Source organism: Sulfuricurvum sp., from assembly GCF_028681615.1.
In the GTDB taxonomy this organism is placed as follows: domain Bacteria; phylum Campylobacterota; class Campylobacteria; order Campylobacterales; family Sulfurimonadaceae; genus Sulfuricurvum.
The window spans coordinates 108,513-132,980 of sequence record NZ_JAQUHV010000004.1 but is presented as its reverse complement, the minus strand read 5'-3'; the positions used below and the strand labels follow the sequence as shown (position 1 = coordinate 132,980).

The following is a 24,468-nucleotide window of genomic DNA, read 5'->3' as shown; positions in this document are numbered from 1 at the left end:
AGCAGTTTTTGCTAAAATTCCGCCATTAATTCAGGGTTGAAACCCAATCAAAGGAACTGCATGAAGCGTGCATTGCTCAGTGTCAGCGATAAAAGCAACATCGTTGAGTTTGCCAAATCTCTTATCGGTTTGGACTATCAGATCATCTCTACGGGCGGAACCTATAAAATGCTCAAAGACGCAGGTGTGGCTGCGATCGAGATCGATGAGGTGACCAAATTCCCTGAGTGTTTCGAAGGGCGTGTTAAAACCCTCAACCCGTATATCCACGGCGGAATCTTGCACCGACGCGACAAACAGTCTCATCTTGATCAAGCGAAAGAACTCGGCGTAGAAGCGATCGATTTGGTATGTGTCAACCTCTATCCGTTCAAAGCGACGATCGAAAAAACCGACGATTTCGAAGAGATCATTGAAAACATCGACATCGGCGGTCCGGCGATGGTCCGTTCTGCGGCGAAAAACTTCGACAGTGTCATCATCCTTACCGATCCGTCAGACTATTCATTGGTATTGAATGCCATCCAAAACAACGAAAATACCGTGGAATTCCGCCGCGATTTGATGATCAAAGCGTACGAGCATACGGCGGCGTACGATTCAATGATCGCGAACTACATGAACAAACGTTTTAACAACGGTATGGGGAACAAACAGTTCATCGTAGGAAACAAAGTGATGGATACCCGTTACGGCGAAAACCCGCACCAAAAGGGCGGTTTGTATGAGTTTGACACCTTTTTCAGTAAAAACTTCAAAACCCTCAAAGGGGAAGCGAGCTTCAATAACCTGACCGATATCAGCGGTGCGGTGAAAATCGCGGCGGCGTTCGGAGATGAAAATGCGATCTGTATCGTCAAACACGGTAACCCGTGCGGTTTTGCGATTCGTGAAAACCTTCTCGATGCGTATACCGAAGCGCTCAAATGTGATCCGATTTCGGCATTCGGCGGTGTTGTAGCGGTAAACGGTGTCGTGACCAAAGCGTTGGCGGAGAAAATGAATGAAATGTTCCTCGAAGTGATTATTGCGGGACGTATCGACGACGAAGCACGCGCGGTATTTGAGCCGAAAAAACGTCTTAAACTATTCGAATACGGAAGCGACCGTATCACGCTTAGCAACGATGCGATCGATTTCAAACACATCGACGGCGGATTTGTATTCCAAGATGCGGATAAAGTCACTGCGGATGAAGTGAAAAATGCTAAATTGGTGACCAAACACGTCGCTAGTGATGCGGCACTAAAAGATGCGGAGATCGCGTACAAAGTCGCGTCACTCACCAAATCAAACTGTGTCGTCTACGTCAAAGACGCGGCAATGGTAGCAGTCGGAATGGGTATGACTTCCCGTGTCGATGCGGCGCGCTGTGCCCTCAAAAAAGCTGAAGAGATGGGTCTGGATGTCAGCGGTTCGGCATTGGCGTCTGAAGCGTTTTTCCCATTCCGTGATTCTATCGACGCGGCGGCGGGTGCGGGTGTTAAAACCGTTATCCAACCGGGCGGTTCGGTACGTGATGAGGAAGTCATCGCGGCAGCGGATGAACACGGTATGGCGCTCTATTTTACGGGTATTCGTCACTTCTTACACTAAAAACCTTTGCGCCTCTATGGCGCAAGTTTAAAACTCTCTCCTTTCCCTATTTAACGAACTCTTCTTTTTAACCTTGATTGACATTGACTCAAACTTGGTGCTATAATATTCAACAAATAAATTACTATGCAAAATACAGGATTATCAGATGTCAAAAAGTTTATATACTACTCTCGAAATTGCACCCGGCGCAAGTGAAGCCGAGATCAAAAAAGCATACCGCAAACTGGCTCGTCAGTATCATCCTGACGTGAACAAAGACCCAGCAGCCGAAGAGAAATTTAAAGAGATTAATGCTGCGTATGAAGTTTTGAGCGACAAAGAAAAACGGGCCAAGTACGATCAGTTCGGAGACTCGATGTTCGGCGGTCAGGATTTCCATGATTTTGCTCGAGGGCAGGGCGGGAATGTTGACTTGGATGATATTTTACGCAATATATTCGGTCAAGGCGGCGGCGGTTTTGGCGGTGGTGGATTCGGAGGATTCGGCGGAAATGCCGGGTTTGGCGGCGGCGGTTTTGGCGGCGGGATGAATCTCGACATCGATGCCAATGTCACTATCCCGTTTGCCGTTGCGGTATTGGGCGGAAAACACTCTATCAGCCTCTCAGGGGAGAGTTTTGACATCAAAATTCCTGCAGGGATTAAAAGCGGTGAAAAACTCCGTGTCCGAGGTAAAGGGAAACGGGCCGGCAATCAGGTCGGTGATCTGTACCTCCGAATCGATATTTCTCCAAACAATGAGTATGAGAGAGAAGGGGATACGCTTATCAAGACGTTTAATGTCCCCCTCTATGCGGCACTCTTCGGCGGAAAAGTGAGTGTCCAAACGCTTGAGAAAGAAGTAACCCTCAAAGTTCCCGAAAACACGAAAAACGGTCAGCGTTTCCGTCTCAAAGAGATGGGTGTTATGAACCGTCAAACCAATGTGCGCGGAGACCTGTTTTTGAAAGCGAATATCGTCCTCCCGCCTCTAGATAAAATCGATCCAGCATTGGTCGAACAAATGAAACAATCCCTACCACAAGGAGCGTAATCATGCACCATTTTGACGAACCGGTTTATATGATTAGTATCGTTGCAAAGATTTTGGATATTCATCCACAGACGCTTCGTCAATATGAGCGTGAAAACTTGATTACCCCTTCGCGCTCGGACGGACGTATCCGTCTGTATTCTCAGCGCGACATTGAAAAAATCAAAATGATTCTCCGACTAACCCGTGAAGTGGGAGTAAATCTCGCAGGCGTGGATGTTGTAATCCGTCTCAAAGATAAAATGGAAGCGATGGAGCAAGAGATGATGGAACTGCGTGCAGAAATCGCTCGGATGCGCTCTAGCAGCGGTGTACCACCGGAAAAATCTTTGGTCACGAAACGAAGTATTTATGAAATGGTCATCTTTGACGATGACATAATCAAATAATGGCGATCAGCCCTGTTATCCATGAGAGCTGGAGCGAGGCGTTAAAAGCTGAGTTCGCCCATCCGTATATGGAAGAGCTCAAAGCTTTTTTAGTCGAAGAGAAAAAAAACTATACTATTTTCCCTCAGGGGAGCCATATTTTCAATGCTTTTAACTCCACCCCTTTTGATTCCGTAAAAGTCGTTATATTAGGGCAAGACCCTTACCATGGAGCAGGACAGGCACACGGGCTTTCCTTTTCGGTGCAGCACGGTATTGCGCTTCCTCCCTCTCTGCAAAATATTTTTAAAGAATTGGTTACAGATATCGGATGCCCATACCCCAAAAGCGGGGATTTGAGTCATTGGGCGCATGAGGGGGTACTGCTTCTTAATACTTTGCTCACGGTCCGCATGGGGGAGCCGTTTTCGCACAAAGATCACGGTTGGGAACGATTTACCGATCAGGTGATCCGAACACTCAGTGAACAGCGAGAGCATATCGTCTTTATCCTCTGGGGCGCTCCTGCGGAGAAAAAGGCTTCTTTGATCGATGGGCGTAAACATCTGATTCTCAAAGCTCCGCATCCTTCCCCTCTATCATCGTACAGGGGATTTTTCGGTTCAAAACCGTTTAGCCAGTCTAACGATTATCTCAAAGCTCAGGGAATTAAACCGATCGAGTGGTGTCTTTAGCCGATTCTTTGAGCTTTTTAAGTTTTTTCTTCCGTTTTGCGATCAGTTCGCTGAGATCGAGCGCCGGATTTTCGGCTGCAAATGTAGTGAGCCATTCGAGCTGATTGACATAGTCCTGTACGTGTCCCAATCTCTCCTGCATCGTTCTGCAATAATCGATCAGTTCTGCCGAAGGGTGCAGATCCGAGACGTTTAGAAATTCGAATCCGTAGCGGGCATCTTTGAACATGATTCGCAGTTTATGCAAATCTTTCGGTTTTTCATCCCCCGTAAGGGCATTGAGCTCATCAAGGCAATGCTGATAATGGGTGAGGACTTTTTGGACGGCAATTTCACGAAAGATTGCAGGATCACTTTCATAGATAAGAGTGTACGTAGCGTCCAGATTTTGCAACAGCGCTTCGCAAAAGAGTTCGCTTAAACGCTCTTCAAACTGTTTCGGACGAATCAGCAGAAGCTCTTTTCGGATTTTTGGGTATTTTTCGAGCGATCCGATCAATACGTCAAGCTCCCGGAGATCGTTAGTCGTTTTTATCCCTTCTTTTAAAAATTGAGGGAAAGCAAACGTTGTTTCATCCAGTAATAATTTAGCAATCGACCTGACTTTACGCATCGCGATTCTAAATGCATGAAGACTGGCCGGATGCCGGTCTGCATGAAATTCCTGGAACTTGATTCGACCGTGATATAACTGATACAACAGATATTGGGTTAAGGGTGTCGGTTTCATGACACCATTATACACCCAAAAAATTACAATTTAAACATTGCATAAATCGGAAGATGATCGGAATAGCCCTCACCTAAATGATGTTTAGGGTAATTGCGGCTTTGCTGCCAGCGATAAATTTTGCCTTTGTTAAAGAGATAAGGCGCATCGAATCGTCCAAAGCTTCCCCGTATATACTCTATCCCCTCACCATCCGCCAATGCCGGAGAGATGATGATGTTGTCTAACCCTTCTACTTCTCCTTTATACTGATGACTCCATCGTTGATCTTCGCCAATTTCATACCAGAGATTATAGAGAGATCCTTTGGTGGTTTTGAGTGAAGTATACGTTATGGGATTTCCGTTTTCATCAATCGTTTTTAGAATGTTATTGATTCCCGTTATGCCATCGGTGTCATTGTGCTTGCGACTTCTGAGGAACGTTTTGTACTCTTCATAATGGGAGTTAAAATCCCCGATGAGGATGTACGGCTCATTCTCAGGAAGCTCTTTGAGCCGTAGAAGGAGGCGTTTCGCGCAGGCTATCCGCTCACTCTCAGGGCCGCTTTTGGATTTCCAGTGGTTGACGAATACACGGACAAACGTTCCGTTGATGTTGATTTTTGCTTCTAAAATATCACGGTATTTTCCATTACGGCTAATAGGAAGTTTGAGTGCGCTTTGGATGGGGTAACGGCTGAGAAGGGCTGTATTGACAGCGGAGTTCGGAGTACGTGCGAATGCATAATATTGATAGTACAATCCTTGACGGTTAAGCTCGGCTTTGAGGTCTTTGAGTGCGGTTTCGGATTCGATTTCCTGCAAACCGATAATATCGGCTCCTATATCTTTGATGACGGTTGCCGTATTACGGAGTTTAGTCCGATACATGGCCTCATCCCATCCCCATGAACCGTTCGGAATGTACTCTTCGTACTCCGTACCGTCGTTGTTCATATCGAACAGATTTTCGACGTTATAGGTTGCTACTTTCACTTCGGCCCCTCCTAACAGTGACATCAATAATGCCAATAGCCATAGAAATCGCACTTATTCAATTCCGCTCAAACGGAGGAGATTTTTGCTTTCGCATTCTCGCCCCATCATCTCGACAAACAGTTCCTGCATACTTTGTGATCCCCCTTTGGCCAGTACGATATCTTTATACTTGCGTGCGAGTTCAGAGCCGAAAACACCTTCGTCGACTATGGCGTAATAGGCATCGGCACTGAGAACTTCTGCCCATTTGTAACTGTAGTATCCGGCGCTGTATCCGCCGCTGAAGATGTGGCTGAACCCGTTTTGGAATTTGTTGTACTCCGGCGGGCGGATAAGAGCGGTTTTTTCACGGACGCTGTTTAAAAGATTTTGGATCTCTTCTCCCTGATAGAGCTTTGAATGAAGTTCGAAATCAAAAAGGGAAAATTCGACCTGCCGCAACATAAACATTCCGCTTTGGAAGTTTTTGGCCCGAATCAGTTTGGCAATCATCTCATCACTGAGAATTTCACCGGTTTCATGGTGTTTGGCAAACAGTTTCAGGACTTTTGGCTCATACGCAAAATTTTCCAAGAATTGTGAGGGAAACTCGACCGCATCCCATTCAACACCGTTGACGCCGCTAACGCCGTGTTCTTTGACCTTACTCAAAAGATGGTGGAGCGTGTGTCCCATTTCGTGAAAGAGGGTGACGACATCGTCATGGCGCAGAAGCGACGGAGATGTTTCGGAAGAGGGAGGGAAATTACACACGACAAAGGCACTGGAGAGGTGGGTACATCCGGATGTATCGCAATGGTGGGTTTGAAAATTATTCATCCACGCACCGCCGCGTTTATTTTTTCTGGCTTCGAGGTCAAAATAGACGCGAGCGACAAGTTCATTCTCTTCATACACGTCATAAGCGGTTGCTTTATCATCCCACAGGTTTAACTCGACCTTTTCAAAACGGATACCGAACAGTTCGTTCAAGAAGGTAAACATCCCCTCCATCACACTGCGTTGTTCGAAATAGGGACGATATTCTTCTTCATCGATGTCGTATTGTGCTTTTTTGAGAATTTCACCGTAGAAGGCAGTATCGTAGCTTTGCAAATCGATACCCGGAGCGATGGCACGCAGTTCTTCGAGTTCACGCATCCCCTGTTTACGGGAAGCATCCACCAGGGAGTTTAAAAAGTTCAAAACACTTTGGGTACTCGGAGCCATTTTGGAGGCGAGAGAATACTCGGCGTAGTTTTTGAATCCTAACAGATGTGCACTTTCCTGGCGAAGCGCCATCAGTTCATCGATAATCGCACCGTTTTGAGGTGCGCGGGTCGTGTACGCACGGTACAGTTCTTCGCGGATAGAACGGTTGGGTCCGTAGGTCATATAGGCGATATACGAGGGCATTTGGAGAGTAAAGCGGTATTTGGTAACGCCGTCTTCGTCGAAACGGGCATTTTCCAAGTCACTTTCGGGAATTCCCTCGACATCGGCTGCCTCCGTGATGATTTTTTCATAGGCGTTTGTCGCGTCCAAAACATTTTGCGAAAAGTCATTTGTCAGAGTGCTTTTACGGAGATTAATTTCGGATAGGCGTTGTTTGGAAGCATCATCCAGATGTGCGCCTGCAAGCTCAAAATGGAGAATATTGAGATCTAAAATTCGGCGTTCTTCCGTGTTGAGGCTGTCGTATTCGTTCTCTTTAATCACTTTAAACGCTTCATAGATAGCGAGGTTTTGTCCGATAAAAGTGGAATAGTCTGTGAGAATCGGGAGAGCATCCGCATAGACTTTTTGAGATTCTTCGGAATTTTTAACGGCATTGATATGGGACAACGGCGTAAATAAAAGCTCCATATCTTCTTCCATCAGATCAAACGGGCGAACGAAATTGGCATAGGTTTTGTTCGGGATCGCCAGTAAATCGGCAATAGTTTTATGGTTAATTTCGATCAGGGAATTCAAATCAGGAATAAAAGTCTCTAAATCGAGTTTAAAATCGGCAAAAGGTTGCATTGTGTCTCCTATAGTTGCGTTATTGTAGTAAAGTGTATCAAAAAGTATTCTATAATTCGACAATTTGTCATAGAATAAAGGTTTTCTAAAATGAGTGCAAAATTCAAACTACTACTTCGTTATATCTTTGTCGGGGCATTATCCCTGTTTCCTTTGATTTTGGTGATCGTAGTGGTCAACTATTTGAAAAATTTGGGTGTAAGCGCGTATTCGTCGCTTCATGAGTACACCGATTCGTTTGAAGTGACGTTAGCATTAATGGCTGGTGTTGTAGGCATTTTCGCCCTTTTAGGATTTTCGATCGAAAAGTACGGGCGTTCGATTTTTATCTCAATGATCGACAGTACATTTGAAAAAATACCTGCCATCCGCTCCGTCTATTCGGTTTCGAAAAAACTTGCTGCGATGCTCTCAGGCGGTGAAGACGGGACGAAGAAAGAGGTTGTTCTGGTCGAATATCCCAAAGAGGGGGTGTGGGTCCCGGCGTATTTACTGAATCGTCATGAAAATATCTGCGTACTGTTTATCCCGACATCTCCGAATCCTACGAGCGGCTATACGGTACTGGTAGATGAAACCCTGATTAAGAAAACCTCGCTCACGCTTCAGGAAGCATCCTCATTTATCATCAGTATGGGAGCCGATTTCCCGCAAAAAGAAAAGGTATCCATGCTGATTCAGAACGCTAATGAAATAAAATCCCATTAGCTGCGCTAGCCGCTATGGCACTAAAGCTTGCCTCATTCGAGGCAGAAAAACTTATTCAAACTCATCAAACTTCGGTTCCAGCGCTTTAAACCGCTCGATCAGGAGTTTTTGATAGAGCGGAGCATTGTCAAAAAGTTTTTTGAGGGATGCGGTTCCGTACTCTTCACTCAGTGAAGAATCCACAACAATGTAGGAGAGGTATACGGTATTTTCATTGATCGCGAACTGCAATCGCTCCAGTTTCGCATTTTCACTGAGTAGATAATCGTACAAGAGATCGATATTTTCCTGCGGAATACGGCAGAGTGCCGAATCGGCGATTACGATTCCGTTATCGTAGTAGTTGATATCGATGCGTGACTTTTCTCTCTCAAAACGCCAGCTTCTCTGACTGCGACGAGAAAGGGTAACATTGATTTCCAACTTTTCCAAAATCTTTTCGACCAATGCTACAACGCCGGAGGGGGTGTAGCCTTCCCGCCGCCGTTTGGCCACTTCGAGTTTTGTACCGCATTTTGGACAATAGTCATTTTGAATACTAGGTTCATGAATTAAATTTTTGCAGGAAACACAGCGGATAATATCATCTTTATTGAGGAGATTGAATTGGCTGAGTGCTTCACTGAGGGTATACGAGGGGAGCGCGAATCCGAGATTATTTGAATTTTGAATAATAAAGGTATTAACGCCGATCACTTCCGCTGACTCATTGAGCAGCGGCCCTCCGCTGTTTCCGGGATTGATCGCGGCATCAAATTGAATGTATTCCACTTCTCCCTGCAATCGGGATGCTTTCGAGACAATCCCTTCTGTCGTAGAGTAGTTCAGACCGTAGGGATGGCCGATGGCGATGACTCCGTCTCCGTCTTGTACGGGCTCTGAAGAGAGGACTAAAGGGTGATTGCGCTCGATAGGAATGGGTGAACGGATAAATGCGAGATCGAATGCCGGATCATCATAGACTACCGTCCCGATGGTTTTTGGAAGCGTTTTCGTACTGATCAGGACCTCTTTAAGACCGCTGACTACATGCGAATTGGTGATTATAAGGCCATCGATCAAAAATCCGCTTCCACTTCCGTAGGGGTTGGTAATCTGGACGATGCTTTCGATTGTCTGCTCGACCATTTTTTGGGTTGATGTATTCATTTTTATACTTCCGTATAATCGAGAGTTTTGAGTTGGAGATAAAAACTTTGGCTAAAGTGATCTAAATCACTGAAGTTCAAAAGATTAGCAAAATTCTGAAGTCCTTTGTAACGACTCGTATACGGTTCGATCGCTTCAGCAATACGCTGGGTTATAAGGGTTTCTTTGAACGTTCGCGTAATAGGATCATAGAGCGGAATTTCCCCTTCTCCTTCAAAAAAGTCGAAGGCATAGACTTCGACATGCAAATGAAGCAATGCCCGCAGTGAGGGGTGCAGGCCGTAATTATAGAGAATATACAGAGAGATGTAGCGATAAATAACACTGATAACATAGGTGGAACGGTTGTTTTTATACCAGCGCACTTTAATCAACGATTCGTCGATGAAGGAGGCAATTTCATCATGCATTGCCTGCTCGAACGGGGAAAAGGTATACACAGAATCGTAAAATTGGGTAGAAAAGGTGTTGATATCCATCGTTTCGAGTTCATTCAGATATTTTTCCAAATCCGCATTTTTATCTTCGGTGAGTTTTTCATCATCCATAAAATAGCCGTTTATTTTTTCGCTGATATTTTTTGCCATTTTTTTATGAGGAAGGAAAAGATAGTCGATTTGGAGCAAAAGCGCAAGATAGCTAAACGATGCCATCCCTGTATTATCGTTGGATAACAGTCCTATAAGACTTTGTTTCGTTTCTTGAATCCATTTTTGCATAATCTCATAATTTCGTTGAATTTTGATCGGATCAACCGGATTAAGATGGCCGTAGTCGAGGAGTGCCGATTCTTCAAATTCGCTGGCGATGAACTCTTTTTCAAAATCTGCGTTGAGAGCAATTTCTCGCAGCGGAAAAAATATTTTTTGAGGAGTGATGGTCGCATTGTCTAACAAAATAGAGAGTTTGATGATCCCCTCTGAATTGCTAAAGCGACAATAGGTGAGCTGAAAATTACGTTCTAAAAAGCGGCGTTTGGTTGCTACGTGGAGTTTGGAACTTACGGCAATATCGGCGTACGCTTCGAGTGAAGTCGGGGTGACTTTCCCTTTGATTACTGCGTATCCCTGAAATAAGCTGAATTGGAGTATTCCGTCCTCTCGTCCGATACTCAGATGGGGATAGACAAAGGCTGTTTCGGTGTGGATAATCGACGATAAAAAATACTCATATCCATCAAGAATATCACCCCGGATCAGGGCCTCTGCAGCGCTTTCGAAAAGTTCTTTTTCTTTAGGGTTCGGAAGTGCGTGAATTCCTCTTCCGTAGCGTGGAGCAGAGTGCATTGGAGGCGGTTTGAACCAAGCCTTAATTGTGTCGAACAGCTTCACCCCAGATTTTCCTTCTCTTCTTATCGGCTTAGTGTAATCAAAGCAACCTTAAAGCGACGATAAAGTATAATACGCGACATTTAAAAGGGGGTTGTATGGGCTATAAACGTGTTTTAGTAAAGTTCTCCGGCGAGGCATTGGCTGGTGAAAACGGTTACGGCATCGATACCAAAATCCTCAAATTTATTGCCACAGAGATCAAAACCCTCGTTGATGCGGGGATTGAAGTGGGTATTGTCATCGGCGGCGGTAACATCATTCGCGGAGTTACTGCAGCACAAGACGGTATTATCCGTCGAACGTCCGGTGATTATATGGGGATGTTGGCAACCGTGATTAATGCGATTGCAATGCAAGAAGCGTGTGAACACGAGGGGATGTTGGTCCGTGTGCAAAGTGCTATCAAAATGGAACAAATTGCTGAAGCCTTTATCGTACGTCGTGCAACTCGTCATTTAGAACGCGGACGAGTGGTAATTTTTGCCGCAGGTACCGGAAATCCGTTCTTTACGACCGACACTGCAGCAACACTCCGTGCCATTGAAATCGGAGCTGAGGTTATTATCAAAGCGACCAAAGTAGACGGAGTTTACGATAAAGACCCTAAAAAATTCGATGATGCAATCAAGCTTCCTAGCCTCGGTTACGAGCAAGCATTGCAAGACCACATCAAAGTAATGGACGATACCTCCATTGCGTTGGCAAAAGAGAACAAATTGCCGATTATCGTGTGTGACATGTTCACTCCGGGCAACCTTCTCGAAATCATCCAGGGTAACCTAACTCGTTGCTCTATCGTACAATAAATCTCACATAAGGAAAGAACATGAGACTCGAACAATTGACTGCAAAAGCACTTGAAACTGCAAACATCGACCGTTACCAATTGGCTATCGCCGTCGCAAAACGCTCAGAAGAGCTTCTAAACGGAGCAACAACAAAACTAAATGTTGATGTAAAAAAAGCTAAAACGGCGGACATTGCTTTGATGGAGATTGCTGAAGGGCACATCACTATCAAAGGCTTTGTAGACCGAGACTAATTTTTTACTAAAGTCACATCATTGAATACGATAGATATTGAAAAAGTAACTGGGATCAATGATGTTGAGAGTGCGATCGCATATCTCTACAAGCATATAAATCCTTCCTCAGCTATTCAAAATGCTTTGGCATTTTCTCAGCAGGCACATCAAAACCAGTTCCGAAAAAGCGGTGAACCGTATATTGTTCATCCTGTTTTAGTTGCATCGATTGTTGCAAATATAACGGGGGATGAAGCAATGGTAATTGCCGCATTGCTCCATGATGTCATCGAAGATACCCATATCACGATTGAAGAAGTTTCCCGTGACTACGGTGTGGATGTTGCCCATCTGGTTGAGGGATTGACCAAAATTGATACCATCCGAGATGCCGAACTGATCCCTTCGCATTCGGATGAAAAGCTGGTTGTATCGGCTCTTTCTTTCCGAAAAATGCTTATTGCCTCGATTGAAGATGTCCGTGTTTTGGTGGTGAAACTGTGTGACCGTCTCCATAATATGCTGACGTTGGGTGCATTGGCACCTGCGAAACAGCACCGTATTGCGGAAGAAACACTGGTTGTTTACGCTCCAATTGCAAGTCGCCTTGGGATCTCTTTTCTCAAAAACTTATTGGAAGATCTGAGTTTCCAATATCTGTTTACCGAAGAGAAACGGGCTATTGATATGTATTTGGAAGAGAATTACCGCTCAATCAATGCCCGCTTAAGCAATTTCTGCGAAAAACTGACCAAAATGATGCTGGAAAACGGATTTTGCCAGGAAGATTTTGAAATCCTCAGCCGTGTTAAACATCACTATTCCATTTATCTTAAAATGCAGCGCAAAGGGATCAGTATCGATGAGATTCTGGACCTGTTGGCGGTTCGTATTTTGGTTAAAAAACCGATTGACTGTTATCGGGTTTTCGGAATGGTACATCTCAACTTTCAACCGCTCAGTTCACGTTTTAAAGATTACATAGCAATTCCTAAAGAGAACGGGTATCAGACGCTTCATACGTCGGTATTTGATTCGACGGCGATTTTCGAGGTGCAGATCCGTACCTATGAAATGCATAAAACGGCAGAACTCGGTGTCGCGGCACACTGGAAATACAAAAGCGGCGGAAACAATCCGATCAGTCTTGATTGGCTTCATAATCTTCAGTATCAAAACGAATCGGTCGAAGCATTTTATGAACTGATCAAAAATGATCTTTTCAGCGAAGACATCAGTGTTTTCTCCCCGAAAGGAAAACCGTTTACCCTTCCGCGCGGTGCAGTCGCTCTTGATTTTGCCTATGCGGTTCATACGGAGATCGGAGACAGTGCTGAGGGGTGTTTGATCAATAAAGAAAAAGCATCTTTATTGAGTGAATTGCACAACGGAGACATTGTCAAAATCACCACGGCATCGAAAAAAATCAATCGATGTAGTTGGATTGATGCGGTTAAAACGTCTCGAGCCAAAGCGAGTATGCGCGCTAACTGCAACCAGCGTATCCGTGCCATCGATACCGATACGGGTGTCAATATTATGACGACGATTTTTAGTATCGACTCTGTCAAAACGGATGAATTATTCACGCAAACCCACCTCGAAGAGCAACGCCCCCGTATTCCGAGAGAATTGGATTTACTCAAAGAAACCGTGAACCGGTTTAGTCAAGAGATAGGGGAGAATAAACGTTTTAGTGCTTTCTTATCCCGAAACCGGTTTAAGGTCAAACCGTATGTATTCGCTTCGCTGGAAGTGTATTCAAACAGCAGCGTCAGTGATGCGGTTTTTGATTATTGCTGCCATCCGAAAACGGGGGATGAAATCGTTGCTTTTTTACAAGATGGCAAAGCCCATATCCACCATAAAATGTGTAAAAATGCCGCAGTGATGATCGATCGTAGAGAACCGATGGTCTTTGTGCGTTGGAAATCCCAGCACTATTACCGCTACCATCTTATCATCAGTATGCAAAGCGCTCAGGGAGCTTTGGCCGATTTGCTTACCTATATGGCAAAAATGGGTGCCGATATCAACAGTATTGAACTCGGAAAAGAGAAATCGGAGCATACGCAATACTGCGAAATGGAATTTCAAACCCTCGAAGCGGATATTAACCGCTTGCGCTCCAAATTGGAGAGAAAAGGGAAAATCATACAATTTTTTCGGACGGATGATGCGTACCGAAGCCAAGGATAAATCATGATACAAACAGCCTTACGAGAGATTAGACGAGGTACTGCCGAAATTATCGATGAAGCACGTATTGAAACACTTCTTAAAAATTATTTTGAAAAAGGTGAAACGTATACGGTTAAGGCCGGTTTTGACCCTACCGCTCCCGATTTGCATCTGGGACATACGGTCTTGCTTCAAAAGTTGGCTGCTTTTCAAAAATTCGGAGCTCATATCCAATTTTTGATCGGCGATTTTACGGCACAGATCGGAGATCCGACCGGTAAAAGCGAGACCCGTAAAAAATTGCTTCCGGCACAGATCGAAGAAAATGCGCAAAGCTATAAAAGCCAAGTATTTAAAATTCTCGACCCTGAAAAAACAACGGTCGTCTTTAACTCGGAGTGGATCAACCCTTTGGGTGCGGCAGGTATGCTGGAACTCACTACCACGTATAACGTAGCACGTATGTTGGAACGCGACGATTTTGATAAACGGCATAAAGCGGGGATTTCAATTTCCATCAGCGAATTTTTGTATCCTCTCCTTCAAGGATATGACAGTGTCCATCTCAAAAGCGATATCGAAATCGGCGGAACCGACCAAAAATTCAACCTTTTGATGGGACGCCATCTACAGCGTGTGTATGAAATCGGCAAAGAGCAGGCAGTGCTTATGATGCCGATTTTGGAAGGGTTGGACGGCGTACAGAAAATGTCCAAATCATTAGGGAATTATATCGCCGTAGCAGATGCTCCGAACGAGATGTTCGGGAAAATCCTCAGTATCAGTGATACGCTGATGTGGCGTTATTATGAACTTTTAAGCGCTCTAAGTCTGGATGAGATCGAAGCTCTTAAAATCGGAGTCGAAAACGGTTCTCTGCACCCTAAAAAGGTAAAAGAAGCATTGGCATTGGAAATTACGGAACGATTTTATTCTCACGATGCGGCAGTGAATGCTCAGGCAGAATTCGAGCGTGTTCATGCTCAAAGTGAAATTCCGACTGAAATGGATGAATTTACCATTGAAGGGGCTGTGTGGATTGCCAAAGCTTTAGTGGATTGTGCCCTCAGCCCTTCTACTTCCCAAGCCCGTCGGGAGATTAAGCAAGGCTCTGTTAAAATCGATCAAAATAAACTGAGCGACGAACAGTACCAACTGGAAGCGGGTGAATACATTCTGCAGGTTGGAAAACGAAAATTTGCGCGATTAAAGGTGACCCAATGAGCTTCAAACCAATTCAAATCGGCAAACATACCATTCGGATTCCTATCGTTCAAGGCGGAATGGGTGTCGGTATCAGCTGGGATAAATTAGCGGGGGCTGTTTCATCAGAAGGCGGTCTTGGTGTTATCAGTTCTGTCGGAACCGGATACTATGAGAATAAAGCGTTCGCGGATAAACTGATCGCAAACCGACCTTTGGATGCGGAGAATTTTTACTCCAAAAAAGGACTTATGGCAATCGTTGAAAATGCGCGAAAAGTCTGTGGTGATGCTCCGTTAGCCTGTAACGTATTGTATGCCATCAATGATTACGGCAGAGTTGTGCATGATGCATGTGAAGCCGGAATAGATATTATTATTACCGGTGCCGGATTACCGACAAATATGCCTGAATTTACGGCGGATTATCCCGATGTCGCTCTTGTACCTATTGTATCTTCGGCTAAAGCGCTTTCAATTATTTGTAAACGCTGGCAGAAACGTTATAACCGTCTTCCTGATGCGGTTGTTCTGGAAGGGCCGCTAAGCGGAGGACATCAAGGATTTACGTACGAGCAATGTGCAATGGAAGAGTATCAGCTCGAAAATCTCGTTCGTCCCGTCGTTGAAGAAGCTGCTTTGTGGGGCAATATTCCTGTTATAGCAGCAGGGGGAATTTGGGACAAAAACGATATCGATGCTATGATGGCATTGGGCGCGAGCGGAGTACAAATGGGTACCCGTTTTATCGGTACTTATGAGTGTGATGCTCATGAAAACTTTAAACAAGTTCTTATGGATGCAAAAGAAGAGGATATTACGCTAATGAAATCTCCGGTAGGATATCCTGCCCGCGGAGTACGAACGAACTTACGAAATCTTATCGATACCCGTACCGGTCCGTCGATTAAGTGTATCTCCAATTGTGTCGCCCCTTGTAATCGCGGCGTTGAAGCAAAAGAGGTCGGTTTTTGTATTGCAGACCGTTTAAGTGATGCCTATAACGGAGATGTCGAATTGGGCCTTTTCTTTTCAGGCAGTAACGGCTACCGAATCGATAAAATTATTTCTGTCAAAGAGTTGATGGAAAAATTAACAAAAGGGGAGTAGCATCAGCGTGCTGTCCCGTATCCTCTTGATTCTATTGTTGATGATGACAACTCTGATGGGAGTTAATCTATCCGAACGTTTGGATTCAGCGACCAAGGCCTTAGAGAGCAATGATGAAATCGAGCAGTTTCGAGGATATAATGAGTTTAAAACATTATACCTCCGAGCTATGCTGGACAAAAACACGACATTAGCTCATGAAGCCCTAGAAGGGATTGTTCAAAGTGGAGGAAAACTCGGAATTGACGTTAGTAAATATCAAGCCGATCTTGCAAAGATAAACGGAAAATCGATTGATTCAGTTCCTGCAGCGGCAACGACAAAAGAGAGTGAAAAAACTCCTTCGGAGACGGTAATTAAACCGACATCGTTCGTCAATAAGTTTGCTACGCCTGAACCGGAAAAAATGATCAAAATTGAACCGATTCTTCATAAACCTGAAGTGTCTATGACGATGAGACACCGATTACTTGATGCCAAATGGAAAGACAAAGGGCTGGAATTGCTTTTTGATTCTCCTGTACAGTCCTCTGAAATCAAAATGTCAAAAATTATCGAGGCGGATAAACAGCGATTCCGATATATCATCGATATCGATTCGTCTACGCTTTCACGAAGTCAGACATTAGAACATCAAAATATCAATCGAATACAAATGTCGCAATTTAACTCCAAAACGATCCGTTTGGTTATTGAACATAATCAGGCTATCTCAATCAAAGTAGCTCCACAGGGGGCAACACTTTACATTGACCTTTCTCTTGAGCCTCCGAAAATCACCTCTCCTCTTGCAACTCTTCCGGTAGCTAAGCCGGAAGTACAGGAACCTCCTCTAATCGCTGCACTCCCACCGCTTGTAACGGTCACGCCGCGTGACCGAAGTAAAAAAATAATCGTGATCGATCCGGGTCACGGGGGAAAAGACAGCGGTGCGACCGGCAATAGCTTCATGGAAAAAGACATAGTGTTGCAAATCGGGACCAAACTGGCCGATAAACTTCGCTCGCAAGGCTACACCGTACATATGACCCGTAGTAACGATACGTTTATTGAATTGAAAGATCGCACTAAATTTGCGAATGATAAAGAGGCGGATTTATTCATCTCTATTCACGCCAATTCTATCCCTAAAACATCAGATCCCGCTGCAGCCCAAGGACTTGAGACGTATTTCCTCTCACCTACGCGGAGCGAGCGTGCTATGCGTGTTGCAGCTTCGGAAAACTCTCAAGATATGGGTGAAATGGGTGCCTACGGAAAACTCAGTTTTTTAAGTTTCTTGAATAAAGAAAAAATTATTGCTTCCAATAAATTGGGTATAGATTTGCAAAAAGGGATATTGGGAAGTTTGCGCAAACAATTCCCTAATGTTCATGATAACGGTGTAAGAGAAGCACCTTTTTGGGTTCTAGTCGGAGCACAGATGCCTGCTGTATTGGTTGAAGTCGGATATATCAGTAATCCGGATGAAGCCGTTCGGATTGCGGATGATAAATATCAGCGTTGGATGGTGGACGGATTGGTCGACGGTGTAATGCACTATTTCGCAAATAACAGTTAATTTTATACGCAAAACAGAACAAAATCCGGTTTTGCTACGCAAACACTAGGTTTACTTCAGTAGTAGGCTCAGTACCTTTGGTTCTATAGTTTTTATTTTTCGTTACTTTTCTCGTAGAAGTAGTTGGTTGCTTCTACAAATCCTTCAACACTTCCGCAGTCGAATCGTTTCCCTTTAAACTTATAGGCAAGAACCATTCCGCTCATGGCTTGGGACATTAGAGCGTCAGTAATCTGGATTTCTCCCCCTTTACCGGGTTTTGTCCGTTCAATGATACGGAAAATATCTGGAGTGAGGATATAGCGTCCGATAATTGCGAGATTGCTTGGAGCGACTTCCGGATCAGGTTTTTCAACCATATTAGTGATCATATAGACTCCCTCTTCTATCTCTTTACCTTCGATAATTCCGTAACGGTTAGTTTGGCTTGGATCAACTTCTTCGATTGCGACGATAGAGCATTTATATTTATTATAGAGTGCAACCATCTGGGTCAATACACCTTCATTGTCACCATCACATAAGTCATCCGCCAATAGAACGGCAAAAGGCTCATTCCCGATTAATGTTTCTCCGGTGAGGATAGCATGTCCTAACCCCTTCATCTCATTTTGACGTGTATAGGAAAAGGTACATTTGTCGATTAGGGTACGGATCTCATCGAGATAATGCTCTTTTGAAGTTCCTTGGATTTGGTGCTCGAGTTCATAGCTTACGTCAAAATGATCTTCCAATGCCCGTTTACCGCGCCCTGTTACGATTGCCATCGTATTCATTCCCGCTTCAACGGCCTCTTCGACGCCGTATTGGATTAATGGTTTTGTCAATACGGGAAGCATCTCTTTGGGCATTGCTTTGGTAGCAGGCAAAAAGCGAGTACCATACCCGGCAGCTGGGAAAAGGCATTTTTTTATCATTATGGCTCCTTAATTGTAAACGTTATTTTATCTCATTATTCTGTAGAAAATCCGTTTACTGTATGCTAACAATTTGTACGATACTATTAGAAAAAGATAGAGGGGGATGGTAGTATGAAAAAAAAGGTACTTTTAGTCTTAATGAGCGGATGTATGTATACATCGCTAAGTGCTACAAATTTTGATGTCGGAGTTTCCGGCTCTGATCGAGGGATCAATGGCTTTTCTCTCTCCATCGGTGACTATTATCGTGTTCCTCCACAAGAAATTGTCGTAATAGAGCGTTCAATACCACGGGATGAAATGAGTGTTGTTTATTATTTGGCGCGTGAATCCCATAGAGATGCCCGATATATCAGCGATTTGCGATTGCGAGGTTTTAGCTGGTGGGATATTACCTTCCGTCTTGGACTGGATCCATACAGAATTTATGTTATTAACAGCCATCAGCACTTTGGCCCTCCGTACGGTGAAGCGTATGGTTATCGTAATAATAGACACCATTTACGGGATGCCGAAATCGTTGATTTGGTAAATGTTCGCTTCCTATCCGATTACCATCATATCAGTCCGGACGAAGTCATTGATCGTCGTAGAAAAGGCGAAAGATATATAAATATTGATCAGTATTACCGTGGAACTAAAGATCGTAATGAATATCGGGAGATGAGACAAGAGGAGCGCCGTGATGATCGAGGTTTACGTAATGATCAAAGAGATAAGAACAACCATGGTAAAAATGACAACCAAGGCAAAAACCAAGACCGCAGTGATAATGGACGGGGAAACGACCATGGACATGACCGTTAAACTCTTTTAATCTTCTGTAAATAGACGCAAGGTGGACGGATTGTTACGTATAAACTCTTGCGCTTCTTCGGTAATAGGGCAGTTGGTTGCATAGATACGCATGCTCGACCTTCCCTCAAATATAGGATTTTTATCAATATAGACTGCACAGTCTGCAATAAATGTTTTTAGATCGGATATTGTGATCTCTTTGAGACGATTTTCGCACCGAATTAAGAGTAACTCTTTATCTTTTAATCCGATAAAATCAATTCCATCTGCTTTAACACTATCTGTAATGGTAAATCCTTGTTTTTGGAAAGATTGCTCAACTGTTGTGCAGTATAGGCTGTCAGGAGAGGAAGTATTTGGCTGTATTGGAGCAGACGGCTTGTTATATGAGGGTGATTCAGTTTTAAGGATTGATTGTGTGTCTTTTAAAAATTGTTCTTTTTGATAGAGTTCTTTTTCGCTCAACTCTCGTTTTTTACGAGAAATGATGAGCATCACCCAATATCCGGCTGCAACAATAACGAGGAGTGTAAGGAGATTTGCCATGATTGTCCCTCAAAAATTTAGATCAATTATACAGAAATAAAGGACTATTTAAAACAGATCGGGAATGAGACTTACTGAGTGGCGGTCACTTTTGTCTGCCCAATACCCTGATAATTTTTACACCACAGATACTCTACCGTATCGACCTTTCTGCCGTTTAAAAGGATGTCTTCTTTTTTGAGCGTTTGAGTTTCTTCGCACTGAAGGGAATCAGGAATGTCGGAAAAATGCGAATGAAGCAGGATTAAATCATATCCGATAGGACTTTCTTTTTCCCAGAGAGCGAATTGTCGGTTGTAATTATCCAAAACAAATGTTTTAATTCCATAAGGGAGTGCATAGTAATGCAGACGGCTACCATAGCTCCAGTTGGTGACGGCTAATGCCTTTTTAGGGGTGGGAAGGGCATTAAGTAAGGTTACACCGTCACGAATTTGAGTATCAAATCCATAAATATCGCGAAACGGAGATTTGTAATCCGGAAAATCCCCCCACTTCGCGGAAAGTTCGGCATGTATTAGAAGACTTAGCAGCAATGAAATGAGAATGCTGCCGCGTGCAATCGATCCGTATTTTCCTCCGCGAGACAGCAGAGCAACGGTTCCTATCGGGATAAATAAAAGATAAAAGAGTGCAGGCCAATGAGGTAAAACCGGCTTTAAAAACGATGTAAGTATAAAAAAGAGTTCAATTGACAGGCCGATCCACAGGGCAAGGATGATAGCCGAATTTTTAGAGCGAAACGAAACAATGATTCCATAGATTGCAATAATAAATAAAAAAGGGTTATATGCGCCGAATTGGGCTGCCAAAGATCGGATAAACGGTTTAAAAGCGATAACAGTGCTTCCTGCAACATGAGAGGATTGATAGGCAAAACTAACCCACTGATGTGAAGCATTCCAAAAGATGACCGGTAAGATCAAAATAAATCCGATGATCGCGGACAAAAGAATGCGTGGATTGATCAGTAAATCAAAGCGCCGTTTTGACAGGATATACAAAAGTAGGGGCGGTAATAGAATAACTGCCGTGTATTTGGAGAGCCCCGCCAACCCAAGCCATATTCCCAACCATATATAATCCGTTGTTTTCCCATCTGCCTCAATCCGTAATACGCTCATTATGATGGGAAAAACCAATGCAAGGAGAAAGTTTTCAGGCAAAAGCATAAGCCCGATTGCTCCAAACATAAAAGAGCTGTTCAGGGCAGTAACGCCCCAAAGCGCTTGGGATTCTGTAGCTTTTGAAAAAAGGAGAAAGCGGTAACTTTCCCATGAAATGAGCATCATTAGAAGTATGGCCGGAACGCGCGCCCAAAAAACGCTTTCCCCAAAAAGATGTGCAAACAGCGCCTGAGTCCATCCGACAAGTGGAGGATGATCAACATAGCTTAAATCGAGAAAATGTCCGTAAAGGACATAATGCGCTTCATCAACACCCAGACCGAATGAGGGTGCGACCACAAGCCGCATAACGGTAAAAAAAAGGATTAAAAAAAAGATTTTTTTATGAGGCATCTCTACACCTGTTCAAAACGGCTTTTAAGCAATGAAGGCTGAAGAAGCGAATAGACAGCATCTACACCGATTGCTTGCATACAAAGATTGTCGTTGCACGCAGATTTACGGTGATTGGTGGCACTCACGCACGGTGAACATGCAAGTCCGGCATAAATGGGAGTAGTGATACCCAATGATCCGTACAGTTTTGGTGTTTCCGGGCCGAAAAACACAAAAGAGGGCATGGAGGTAACAGCAGAAAAATGTCCCGGTCCCGAATCGTTTGTAAGCATGAATTCGGAGATTTCATACAGAGCAACCAACTCAGAAAACGCTATTTTTCCGGCAAAATTGATGCATCGATCCGATGGCAGAGCATCGGGAATATTTTGCAATCCTTCAAATTCAGCGGGGGCACCGGTGAGAAGAATGATGATCTCAGGGTGAGCGTCCAATATCCGTTTCGCAAGATGGATATAATTTTTTTGATCCCACCTGCGAAGGGGCATCATATCACTGGCATTGGCGTTAAAGAGGACTATATGATGGTAGTTTGAATCGTAGAGAGGATACTGGTCAGCTATTTTTTGTCGCATTTTGTATTGCTCTTCAGGGGGTACTGACACTTTATTTAAAACGATTTCTTCATCACCTACTGCAGTTTTGCTGTAGGGAATTTGATGGCTGTTAATCAGCAAAGAATTGACCAGCGCGATAAAGTTTTTACTGATGTGCTGGTGAGGGTTGTAGGCCACTTCATGTGTCAGCATTGATCCGCGATAAAGCCCTTCATTGTAAAATGCATGAAAACCCACTTTTCTCTGTGCACCGGAGAAACCGCTCAAAAGTGCCGTAAAACGGGAAAAAAGTTCCAAATCGATTACGGTATCGATCTGTTTCGCCCGTGTCCAAAATAAAAAACGGATCGTATCGGCAACAAGTGAGAAAAGGCTTTCTTCACGGATGGTAAATATATTCTCTTCCGGTACGGTTTTGAGAAGATCAAGGCTTGGTTTGTTCTTTTTAAAGATGACAAAGTGAAGATTTGCGTTTAACTCGCGTTTGAGTTTTTGCATCGCAGGATCAACAAGGATGGTACTTCCCATTTCCGAGAGTTCGATCAAAAGAATGTTTGTAGGGGAGGCAGTACGTTTGGATGGGAGCCATGATAATGATTTTTGAATGAGAGTCCCGACAAAACACAACGGAATCCCGACCCAATAATCGACATTCCTCATCGTATCAACATGCATGCTTCGCTCCTACCAAAATATTAAACAAGCCTTTTCCCTCTGGCCCAAATCAACAACCCCGGTAAGCTCGCGATAATCAGCATGATTCCATATAAAAGAGAAACGGAGAGGATAGCCTCTTTGGAACCGCCGACTAGGATAAAAATCCCGACCATCGCACTTTCACGCACTCCCCAACCCGCCAGTGATATCGGAACAATGGTAAGCAAAAAGACCGGAGGGACTACGACCAAAAAAAGGCTCAGCGGCAAAGGAATCCCGACTGAACGGGCTATTTCATAAAACGCCAAAACAGATAAAAAATGGATGATGACTGATAATCCGACCTGAACGAGGATCGTTTGTCTGGTAGCATAGACTTGTCGAAAACGATGCGAAAGATTTGCAAATAAACGGGTGGCTTTATAGGTATGGAGCCATTGTATTTTATGTAATACGATAAGAGTACTAAAGCCTATTATACCGCCGATACAAATCATATTGACCAGATGAAACAGCCATATTGGTAAAAGATCATGACTCAATAAATTTGCACTGAAATTTAAAATCAAAAGTCCTACGAGTCCGACAATACGGTCTATGAAAATACCGGCGAAAGCTTCTTTTTTACTGTATCCCATACTCCCAAGCTCAAGCCCTCGAACTGCGTCACCTCCGATACTCCCGGGCAATGCCTGATTGAAAAAAGCTCCTTTGAAATAACTTCCCAAATAAAATAAAAAGGTTTGATGAAAATGGAGTGCACCCATAATAAGTGACCATCGATAGGAAGCAAGGATCGTACTGGCCAATTGAAGAATAAAAGCGAAAATAATAAAAGTTCTGTCAGCATGCATAATGATAGGAACAACCGTATGAAAGTTCACCACTCTAAATGCGATCCATAAAAAAAGGAGGGAGAAAGAGAATTTTAGAATATTGATCATGTTAAACATACGTATCCTACTGAGTACTGCATTGAACGGAGTTTCTGATAGTTGTTCCGCAGAATCTTTGTTTATTGTAGCTTTTGTTAATTGCACTGAGGTAACACCGTAATCAATGAGTTTTACTGTTTAACGTAACTTCAGAAGTATGAAATAGTTTATGATGCAACATATATTTTTGGTACATAAAATATGCTACCAACCCGCCTATGAGGCCTCCGACCAAAACATCACTCAAGTAATGGAAATTGAGTATTACACGACTGGCACAAACCAAAACGGCAATCATAAGAAACAGCATTTTATGTTTCGGAGATAGTAGTGTGAGTCCGATACATAGCGCAAAAGCTGTTGCAGAATGACCCGATGGTAATGAATTGAACTCTGAACCCAAGTGAAAACCTACAAATCCATACATATTATGTTCAAATAACATATCAGGTCGTAAACGTCCGACAATGATTTTTATCAGATCGACCAAAAGACCGCTGATGGCTACAATACTAAAGAGATATAAAGCTTTGTAGGCAAATTGATGATTTTTTTTATAAGAGAATAAAAAAAGAGTAAAGGTTAAAAACAAGCTATATTGAGAATCTCCGATTTTAGTAATATCGTGAAATAAGGGATCAACCCAATAACTGTGCAAATTATGAAAATAAAGGGCAAGAGATCTGTCTACAAAAAAATAGGAAAAACATGCACTTAACACTACGGCAATTGACGTATAAATGATATATCTGTTCGTTGGCAAAAAAGCCCTTTTTATAAATTTTGAGAATATTATAAAAGGATGGTAAATACTTGGATTTGAAGTGACCGTACTGTAATAAATAGAGTTCAATAAT

The 24,468-nt window shown here is 43.5% G+C and carries 23 protein-coding genes; 12 read left to right on the top strand and 11 right to left on the bottom strand.

The window, feature by feature from the left end:
- Positions 1-60 precede the first annotated feature (60 nt).
- From purH to ung, 4 genes are all read left to right on the top strand, one after another.
- Positions 61-1,596 carry a bifunctional phosphoribosylaminoimidazolecarboxamide formyltransferase/IMP cyclohydrolase gene (gene purH / locus PHE37_RS06685; RefSeq protein WP_299993355.1) on the top strand — a complete coding sequence of 512 codons (1,536 nt, stop codon included), beginning with the start codon at positions 61-63 and terminating at the stop codon, positions 1,594-1,596.
- 148 nt (positions 1,597-1,744) lie between these two features.
- Entirely contained in the window at positions 1,745-2,632 is an 888-nt protein-coding gene (locus PHE37_RS06680; protein ID WP_300008337.1) for a DnaJ C-terminal domain-containing protein, read from the top strand.
- 2 nt (positions 2,633-2,634) lie between these two features.
- Positions 2,635-3,021, top strand: a complete 387-nt coding sequence (locus tag PHE37_RS06675) for a helix-turn-helix transcriptional regulator (RefSeq protein WP_299993353.1) — start codon at positions 2,635-2,637, stop codon at positions 3,019-3,021.
- Positions 3,021-3,695 (top strand): uracil-DNA glycosylase, encoded by a 675-nt coding sequence (ung, locus tag PHE37_RS06670; RefSeq protein WP_299993351.1) that lies wholly within the window; start codon positions 3,021-3,023, stop codon positions 3,693-3,695. Before PHE37_RS06675 ends, ung begins: the two co-directional genes overlap by 1 nt.
- Here ung and PHE37_RS06665 read toward each other — a convergent pair.
- From PHE37_RS06665 to PHE37_RS06655, 3 genes are read right to left on the bottom strand one after another with little or no spacing between them, the layout of a single operon-like run.
- On the bottom strand, positions 3,670-4,425 hold the full coding sequence (locus PHE37_RS06665) for a CHAD domain-containing protein (protein WP_299993349.1): 756 nt from the start codon (positions 4,423-4,425) through the stop codon (positions 3,670-3,672). The two genes, ung and PHE37_RS06665, sit on opposite strands and share 26 nt — an antisense overlap.
- Before the next feature lie 23 nt (positions 4,426-4,448).
- Positions 4,449-5,456 (bottom strand): endonuclease/exonuclease/phosphatase family protein, encoded by a 1,008-nt coding sequence (locus tag PHE37_RS06660; protein ID WP_300008334.1) that lies wholly within the window; start codon positions 5,454-5,456, stop codon positions 4,449-4,451.
- Positions 5,457-7,409: a M3 family metallopeptidase gene (locus PHE37_RS06655; protein WP_299993346.1), complete on the bottom strand. Its 1,953-nt coding sequence runs from the start codon at positions 7,407-7,409 to the stop codon at positions 5,457-5,459.
- A gap of 90 nt (positions 7,410-7,499) precedes the next feature.
- Here PHE37_RS06655 and PHE37_RS06650 point away from each other — a divergent pair, with 90 nt between their 5' ends.
- Complete coding sequence (locus PHE37_RS06650; RefSeq protein ID WP_299993344.1) at positions 7,500-8,117, top strand: DUF502 domain-containing protein; 618 nt, start codon at positions 7,500-7,502, stop codon at positions 8,115-8,117.
- Between the two features lie 51 nt (positions 8,118-8,168).
- Here the strand turns inward: PHE37_RS06650 and PHE37_RS06645 are convergent, their stop codons facing one another.
- On the bottom strand, positions 8,169-9,266 hold the full coding sequence (locus tag PHE37_RS06645; RefSeq protein WP_299993342.1) for a trypsin-like peptidase domain-containing protein: 1,098 nt from the start codon (positions 9,264-9,266) through the stop codon (positions 8,169-8,171).
- A 2-nt stretch (positions 9,267-9,268) separates the two neighbouring features.
- Positions 9,269-10,597: a hypothetical protein gene (locus tag PHE37_RS06640; RefSeq protein WP_299993341.1), complete on the bottom strand. Its 1,329-nt coding sequence runs from the start codon at positions 10,595-10,597 to the stop codon at positions 9,269-9,271.
- A gap of 95 nt (positions 10,598-10,692) precedes the next feature.
- Here PHE37_RS06640 and pyrH point away from each other — a divergent pair, with 95 nt between their 5' ends.
- The 6 genes from pyrH to PHE37_RS06610 are packed head-to-tail and all read left to right on the top strand — an operon-like array spanning position 10,693 to position 17,675.
- Positions 10,693-11,403, top strand: coding sequence for a UMP kinase (gene pyrH, locus PHE37_RS06635; RefSeq protein WP_299993340.1), 711 nt, complete (start codon positions 10,693-10,695; stop codon positions 11,401-11,403).
- Positions 11,404-11,423: 20 nt separating this feature from the next.
- Positions 11,424-11,639, top strand: a complete 216-nt coding sequence (locus PHE37_RS06630; RefSeq protein ID WP_299987834.1) for a DNA-directed RNA polymerase subunit omega — start codon at positions 11,424-11,426, stop codon at positions 11,637-11,639.
- 21 nt (positions 11,640-11,660) lie between these two features.
- Complete coding sequence (locus PHE37_RS06625) at positions 11,661-13,820, top strand: RelA/SpoT family protein (protein ID WP_299993338.1); 2,160 nt, start codon at positions 11,661-11,663, stop codon at positions 13,818-13,820.
- Between the two features lie 3 nt (positions 13,821-13,823).
- Positions 13,824-15,026: a tyrosine--tRNA ligase gene (gene tyrS / locus PHE37_RS06620; protein ID WP_299993336.1), complete on the top strand. Its 1,203-nt coding sequence runs from the start codon at positions 13,824-13,826 to the stop codon at positions 15,024-15,026.
- Positions 15,023-16,114: a nitronate monooxygenase gene (locus tag PHE37_RS06615; protein ID WP_299993334.1), complete on the top strand. Its 1,092-nt coding sequence runs from the start codon at positions 15,023-15,025 to the stop codon at positions 16,112-16,114. The genes tyrS and PHE37_RS06615 overlap by 4 nt, the downstream gene beginning before the upstream one ends.
- Positions 16,115-16,121: 7 nt before the next feature.
- The gene (locus tag PHE37_RS06610; protein WP_299993332.1) at positions 16,122-17,675 is read left to right on the top strand and encodes an N-acetylmuramoyl-L-alanine amidase; all 1,554 of its coding nucleotides are present in this window, start codon (positions 16,122-16,124) and stop codon (positions 17,673-17,675) included.
- A 92-nt stretch (positions 17,676-17,767) separates the two neighbouring features.
- Here the strand turns inward: PHE37_RS06610 and galU are convergent, their stop codons facing one another.
- A complete protein-coding gene (gene galU, locus PHE37_RS06605; RefSeq protein ID WP_299993331.1) occupies positions 17,768-18,592 on the bottom strand; it encodes a UTP--glucose-1-phosphate uridylyltransferase GalU in 825 nt (274 codons plus the stop codon).
- A 114-nt stretch (positions 18,593-18,706) separates the two neighbouring features.
- On the opposite strand from galU, the gene PHE37_RS06600 reads away from it, so the two are divergent.
- Positions 18,707-19,402, top strand: coding sequence for a hypothetical protein (locus PHE37_RS06600; protein WP_299993329.1), 696 nt, complete (start codon positions 18,707-18,709; stop codon positions 19,400-19,402).
- Positions 19,403-19,408: 6 nt separating this feature from the next.
- Here PHE37_RS06600 and PHE37_RS06595 read toward each other — a convergent pair whose 3' ends face one another.
- The 5 genes from PHE37_RS06595 to PHE37_RS06575 all read right to left on the bottom strand — a co-directional run bounded on the left by PHE37_RS06595 (position 19,409) and on the right by PHE37_RS06575 (position 24,374).
- On the bottom strand, positions 19,409-19,939 hold the full coding sequence (locus tag PHE37_RS06595) for a hypothetical protein (protein ID WP_299993328.1): 531 nt from the start codon (positions 19,937-19,939) through the stop codon (positions 19,409-19,411).
- Between the two features lie 71 nt (positions 19,940-20,010).
- Positions 20,011-21,459, bottom strand: coding sequence for a glycosyltransferase family 39 protein (locus PHE37_RS06590; RefSeq protein WP_299993326.1), 1,449 nt, complete (start codon positions 21,457-21,459; stop codon positions 20,011-20,013).
- 2 nt (positions 21,460-21,461) lie between these two features.
- Positions 21,462-22,694 carry a glycosyltransferase family 9 protein gene (locus PHE37_RS06585; RefSeq protein WP_299993324.1) on the bottom strand — a complete coding sequence of 411 codons (1,233 nt, stop codon included), beginning with the start codon at positions 22,692-22,694 and terminating at the stop codon, positions 21,462-21,464.
- Between the two features lie 20 nt (positions 22,695-22,714).
- Entirely contained in the window at positions 22,715-23,629 is a 915-nt protein-coding gene (locus PHE37_RS06580) for a lysylphosphatidylglycerol synthase transmembrane domain-containing protein (RefSeq protein WP_299993323.1), read from the bottom strand.
- Between the two features lie 103 nt (positions 23,630-23,732).
- Positions 23,733-24,374, bottom strand: a complete 642-nt coding sequence (locus tag PHE37_RS06575; RefSeq protein WP_299993321.1) for a phosphatase PAP2 family protein — start codon at positions 24,372-24,374, stop codon at positions 23,733-23,735.
- Between the last annotated feature and the right edge of the window lie 94 nt (positions 24,375-24,468).